This is a genomic window from Streptomyces sp. SID3212 (genome assembly GCF_009865405.1).
GTDB lineage: Bacteria > Actinomycetota > Actinomycetes > Streptomycetales > Streptomycetaceae > Streptomyces.
In genome coordinates this window covers 1-5,510 of record NZ_WWJY01001218.1, presented here as the reverse complement: position 1 = coordinate 5,510, position 5,510 = coordinate 1, and the positions used below count along the sequence as shown (strand labels likewise).

4 protein-coding genes are annotated in these 5,510 nt (G+C 72.9%); 2 read left to right on the top strand and 2 right to left on the bottom strand.

Annotated features, from left to right (window positions below):
* Positions 1-1,371 (bottom strand): aldehyde dehydrogenase family protein (locus tag GT042_RS36430; protein WP_345944053.1); only part of this gene is annotated, 1,371 nt, incomplete at its 3' end.
* 185 nt (positions 1,372-1,556) lie between these two features.
* On the opposite strand from GT042_RS36430, the gene GT042_RS36425 reads away from it, so the two are divergent.
* Complete coding sequence (locus GT042_RS36425; protein ID WP_161312948.1) at positions 1,557-2,327, top strand: IclR family transcriptional regulator; 771 nt, start codon at positions 1,557-1,559, stop codon at positions 2,325-2,327.
* 97 nt (positions 2,328-2,424) lie between these two features.
* Positions 2,425-3,873 (top strand): penicillin-binding protein 2, encoded by a 1,449-nt coding sequence (locus GT042_RS36420; protein WP_161312947.1) that lies wholly within the window; start codon positions 2,425-2,427, stop codon positions 3,871-3,873.
* 144 nt (positions 3,874-4,017) lie between these two features.
* On the opposite strand, the gene GT042_RS36415 is transcribed toward GT042_RS36420, so the two are convergent.
* On the bottom strand, positions 4,018-5,510 hold a 1,493-nt coding region (locus tag GT042_RS36415), incomplete at its 5' end, for an amidase (RefSeq protein ID WP_161312946.1).

The window sequence follows — 5,510 nt, the reverse complement described above, 5'->3', positions numbered from 1 at the left end:
GTACGGGCCCCCGTGCTGCTGGGCCGGCGCCACCGCCACCCCCGTCGGCCAGCCGTTGACCAGGACGCGGCCCGCCAGCGGGACCAGCTCGGCCAGCAGTTCGGCGGCGCCCGGAGCCGTGCCCTCGCCCTCCGCGTCCGACAGCTGGAGCGTCGCCGTGAGGTTGCCCGGCAGCCGGGACAGGACCGAGCCGATCTCGTCCGTCGACGTGTAGCGCGCGACCACCGTCACCGGGCCGAAGCACTCCTCCAGCAGGAGGTCGTGCGGGCCGCCCTCCGCCGTGAGCAGGTCCGCCGGTACGGTCAGGAAGCCCGCGCTCACGGTGTGCTCGCCGCCCGCGCCGGGTGTGATCGGGGCGTCGACGCCGGGCAGCGCGGCCCGTTCCCGTACCCCCGCGACAAACGCGTCCCGCATCCTGTGGTCCAGCATCACGCCGGGCTCGGTCTCGCTCACCGCGCTGGTCAGCGTCTTCAGCAGGCTGTCCCCCGCCGCGCCCGCCGGCGCCAGGACGAAGCCCGGCTTGGTGCAGAACTGCCCGGCGCCCAGCGTCATCGAACCGGCCAGCCCCGCGCCGATCTCCTCGGCCCGCTCGGCCGCCGCGGCCTCGGTGATCACCACGGGGTTGAGGGAGCCCAGCTCGCCGTAGAAGGGGATCGGCGCGGGCCGGGCCGCCGCCGCGTCGAAGAGGGCGCGGCCCCCGCGGATCGAGCCGGTGAAGCCCGCCGCCGACACCAGTGGGTGCCTGACCAGCTCGACGCCCGCCTCGAAGCCGTGCACGACGATCAGGACGTCCTCGTCCAGGCCGACCCGGACCGCCGCCCTGCGCAGCACGGACGCGCACAGCTCGGAGGTGGCGGGGTGGTCGGGGTGCGCCTTGACGACCACCGGGCAGCCGGCCGCCAGCGCGCTCGCGGTGTCGCCGCCGGGGACGGAGAAGGCGAGCGGGAAGTTGCTCGCCGAGTAGACGGCGACGACCCCGAGCGGCACCTTCCAGCGGCGCAGGTCGGGCCACGGCGGGGTGCGGGTCGGGTCGGCGTGGTCGATACGGATGTCGAGGAAGGCGCCCTCGTCCACCACCCCGGCGAAAGCGCGCAACTGGGCTGTCGTACGGGCGAGTTCGCCCCGCAGCCGGACCGGCCCGAGGGCGGTCTCGGCGTCCGCCGCCTCGATGACGTGCTCGACCGCCTCGTCGAGGAGGTCGGCGGCGGTACGGAGGAGGGCGGCGCGGACGGTACGGTCGGCGAGCCCCGCTCCGGCGGCCCGTGCCCGGCGCACCGCGGAGTCGACCTCCTCGGCCGTCGCCTCGTCGGCAACCTGCTCGCGTGGGTTCCCCGTTCGGGGGTCGACACTCCAGACTGGTGCTGCTGTCACGACGGCTTCCTTCCCGGCCTTGCGAATCCCGGCCTTGCGAACCTCTGCCATCCACCAGGAGTTGTTCGGTATTCTGAACACAGTTCCTGATAGTGAATCCACAGGGACTCTATTTCCGGGCGTTCTGTGTGGTCAAGAGCGGTCCGCCGGGCCGGAAGCCCGTCGGTCCTGAAGGGCGAGAGACGATGTCGGCTGCGGAATCCGGTGGGGCACAAGTCAAGTCGGCGGTCAGGACGGTGGAGCTGCTCGAATACTTCGCCGGACGGCCCGGCATGCACTCCCTCGCCGCCGTCCAGGAAGCGGTCGGCTACCCCAAGTCCAGCCTCTACATGCTGCTGCGCACCCTGGTCGAGCTGGGCTGGGTGGAGACGGACGCGACGGGGACGCGGTACGGGATCGGCGTACGGGCCCTGCTGGTCGGCACGTCGTACATCGACGGGGACGAGGTCGTCGCCGCGGCCCGCCCCACGCTGGACCGGCTCTCCGACGACACCACCGAGACCATCCACCTCGCGCGCCTGGACGGGACGAACGTGGTGTATCTCGCCACCCGCCAGTCCCAGCACTACCTGCGCCCCTTCACCCGCGTCGGCCGCCGGCTCCCCGCGCACTCGACCTCGCTCGGCAAGGCGCTGCTCGCCACCCACAGCGACGAGCAGGTCCGCAAGATGCTGCCCGAGACGCTGCCGGCGCTGACCGAGCACACGATCACCGACCGCGAGAAGCTCATCGAGGACCTGCGCCTCATCCGCGAGCAGGGCTACTCGGTGGACCGCGAGGAGAACACCCTCGGGCTGCGCTGCTTCGGCATCGCGATCCCGTACCGCACCCCGGCGCGGGACGCGATCAGCTGCTCGGTGCCGGTGGCGCGGCTGACCCCGGGGCACGAGCAGCTGATCAAGGACGCGCTGTTCGACGCCCGCGACCGGCTGACGCTCGCCACGCGGCGGCTCTGACCCGGTCCGCCCGGCTCCGGCGCCACGACATGAAGAGTTCCTGAGAACGGCGGCCCGGGGGAACGCGCGCCGCCGCCCCGCTCGTCTCCCGTACGGGATGAACAAGACGATCAGACGCGCCTCGGTGTTCTGCCTGCTGCTGGTCCTCGCGCTCCTCGTGCGGGTGACCTGGCTCCAGGCGTACGACGCCCGCGCCCTCGCGGACAGCAAGTACAACCAGCGGAAGGCCATCGCGCAGTACGCGCAGCCGCTGGGTGACATCGTCGTGGCCGGTTCGCCGGTCACCGGGTCCCGGCGGACCTCGGGCGGGAACCTCGCCTACGAGCGGACGTACACGGACGGCGAGCTCTACGCCGCCGTCACCGGTTTCAGCTCGCAGGTGTACGGCTCCACCCAGCTGGAGGGCATCTACGGCGACGTCCTCGACGGCAAGGACCCCCGGCTGGGCAACCCGCTCGACGCGCTCACCGGCGAGCGGACGAAGCCCGGTGACGTGCTGACGACGATCGACCCCGGCGTGCAGAAGGCCGCGTACGACGCCCTCGGCGACAAGAAGGGCGCGGCGATCGCGCTCGACCCGAAGACCGGGCGGGTCCTCGCGGTCGTCTCGACCCCGTCGTACGACCCCTCGACCATCAGCGGGACGACGGACGGCACGGCCTGGCAGCGGCTGAGCGCGGACAAGGACATGCCGATGCTCAACCGCGCGCTGCGCCAGCCGCTGCCGCCCGGGTCGACGTTCAAGCTGGTCGTGGCGTCGGCGGCGCTGGAGAACGGGCTGTACGGCTCCGTCGACATGCCGACCGACAGCCCGGACCCGTACACCCTGCCGGACACGACCACCGTGCTGCGCAACGAGAGCGCCTCCGACCCCTGCGAGAACGCGACGATCAGGAACGCCCTGCGCTACTCGTGCAACACGGTCTTCGCGAAGATGGCCGACGACCTGGGGCAGGACAAGGTCGCGGCGATGGCGAAGAAGTACGGCTTCGACAACGCGGCGCAGGACATGCCGGTGCGGGCGGCGAAGAGTGTCTACCCGACCGGCATGGACCGGGCGCAGACGGGCCTGTCGGGCATCGGCCAGTTCGATGTGACCGCGACCCCGCTCCAGATGGCGATGGTGTCGTCGGCGCTGGCGAACGACGGGCTGCTCGCGACCCCGCACCTGGTGTCGAAGGTCGTGACCGGCGACGGCGACACCCTCCAGTCGTACAAGGACGGGGACACGACCCGGATCGTCTCCGCCTCGACGGCCGAGCAGCTGCGCAGCGCGATGCGGACGGTGGTCGAGTCGGGTACGGGGACGAACGCGCGCGTGCCGGGCGCGGAGGTGGGCGGCAAGACGGGTACGGCGCAGCACGGCGTCGACAACAGCCAGACGCCGTACGCGTGGTTCACGTCGTACGCGAAGGACGGCGCGACCGGGAACGAGGTGGCGGTCGCGGTGGTCGTGGAGGACTCGGACGCGGCGCGCGGGGAGGTCAGCGGCAACGGGCTGGCGGCGCCGGTGGCACAGAAGATGATGGCGGCGGCGCTGAAGTAGCCCGCGGGTCGTACCGCCCGCCGGACGGGCCGTTCCAGCCCGTCCGGCGATTGAGGACACCTCCGGCCGGAGGCCGGGCCGCCGCGACGGCCCGCAGCCGTTCGCCGACGTGGACCCGACAGACCTGCGGGGCGGCACCCCTCCCTACGCGCTCTGCGCCGCCGCCTCCTCCGCGCTCAGACGGGGGCGCGGGGTGGCCGCCAGGCGCTTGCCCGCGGCGGCCGGTGACGGGTCGGCCGGGCGGCGAGTGTGCCAGTCGGTCACCGCCTGGTAGGCCGCCGCGACCTCCAGCAGCCGGTCCTCCTCGTACGGCTGCCCGCCGAGGATCACGCCGGACGGTATCCCCGCCACGAACCCGGCGGGGAAGGCCAGTTCGGGCAGCCCGAGGATGTCGAAGGGCACGGGTCCCGTCTGGAGCAGGACGTCGCAGCGGGCCATGACCCCGTCCAGGACCTCGCGCAGCAGGTGGTTCTTGGCCCGCTGCGCGGTGATCCACTCGTCGCCGGACAGCATCAGCCCCTGGAGCCAACTGAGCAGCGAGACACCGAACTTGGTGGGGTCCTCCTGGAGCCAGTGCCGGAACGGCTCGGTGCGCTCGGACAGCCGGGCGTCGTTGAACGTGCCGGTGAGCAGCCCCCAGTCGGCGGGGTACGTGACGTCGACCAGCGTCACCCCCGGGATGGCGTCGAGCGTGGCGAGGAAGGCCCGGCGCACGTCGGCGGCGCTGTTCAGGAAGTCCGCGGGCACGCCGATCCGGGTCGCGCGGCGCAGCTTCGCCTTGCCCCGCGAGAGGACCGGGGTGGCGGCCCGTACGAGATCCGGCAGGCGCGGCAGTCCGAGGGTGCGCGGGTCGGCCGGGTCGGGGCCCGCCATCACGGAGAGCATGAGCGCGGCGTCCATGGCGTCGCGCGCCAGGGGGCCCGGGTGGTCGCGGGTGTACGAGAGGGGGATGACGCCGTGCGCGGAGACGCGGCCCATCGTGGGCTTGAGTCCGGTGAGGTTCTGCCGGTTGGAGGGCTGGACGATGGATCCGCCGGTCTGGGTGCCGATGGACGACGACGCCATCCGCCCGGCGACGGAGCAGGCGGGCCCGGTGGACGAACCGCCGGGATCCGTGGCGGGGTTGTCGGGGGTCCAGGCGTTGACGGTGGTGACGGTCCCGTTGGGCGTGGTGGCCCGGGTGGTGGCGAGCGGGCCCATCTGGCCCTTGCCCAGGACGATTCCGCCGGCGGCGGTGAGCCGGGCGACGGCGGTCGCGTCGTGGTCGGGGACGAAGTCCTCGAAGATCAGGGAGTTGCAGCGGGTCGGCACCCCACGGGTGAAGTAGTTGTCCTTGATGCAGAGCGGAATGCCGCTCAACACCCCGCGTCCGCCCTCGCGATCGGCCTTGCGCGCGGCGGTGAGGGCGGTCGCGCCGGTCACCACGGCGTACGCCTGGTACGTGGAGTCGAAGGTGTCGATCCGGTCGAGGTACGCCTCCACGAGCGTCGTGGATTTCAGCTTGCGCTGCCGCATCAGGACGGCGGCCTCGGCGAGCGTCGCCTCGGTCGGATCGCGGCGCGCGGCGTCCCGTACGTGGATGTCGGGGACGTACGGCGCGGCCCCGGCGGCGGTGGCCGGGCTCGCGGCGGCGGGCG

Coding starts and splice junctions, on each gene's coding strand:
- GT042_RS36425 (WP_161312948.1), top strand. CDS start 1,557: ATGTCGGCTGCGGAATCCGGTGGGGCACAAGTCAAGTCGGCGGTCAGG.
- GT042_RS36420 (WP_161312947.1), top strand. CDS start 2,425: ATGAACAAGACGATCAGACGCGCCTCGGTGTTCTGCCTGCTGCTGGTC.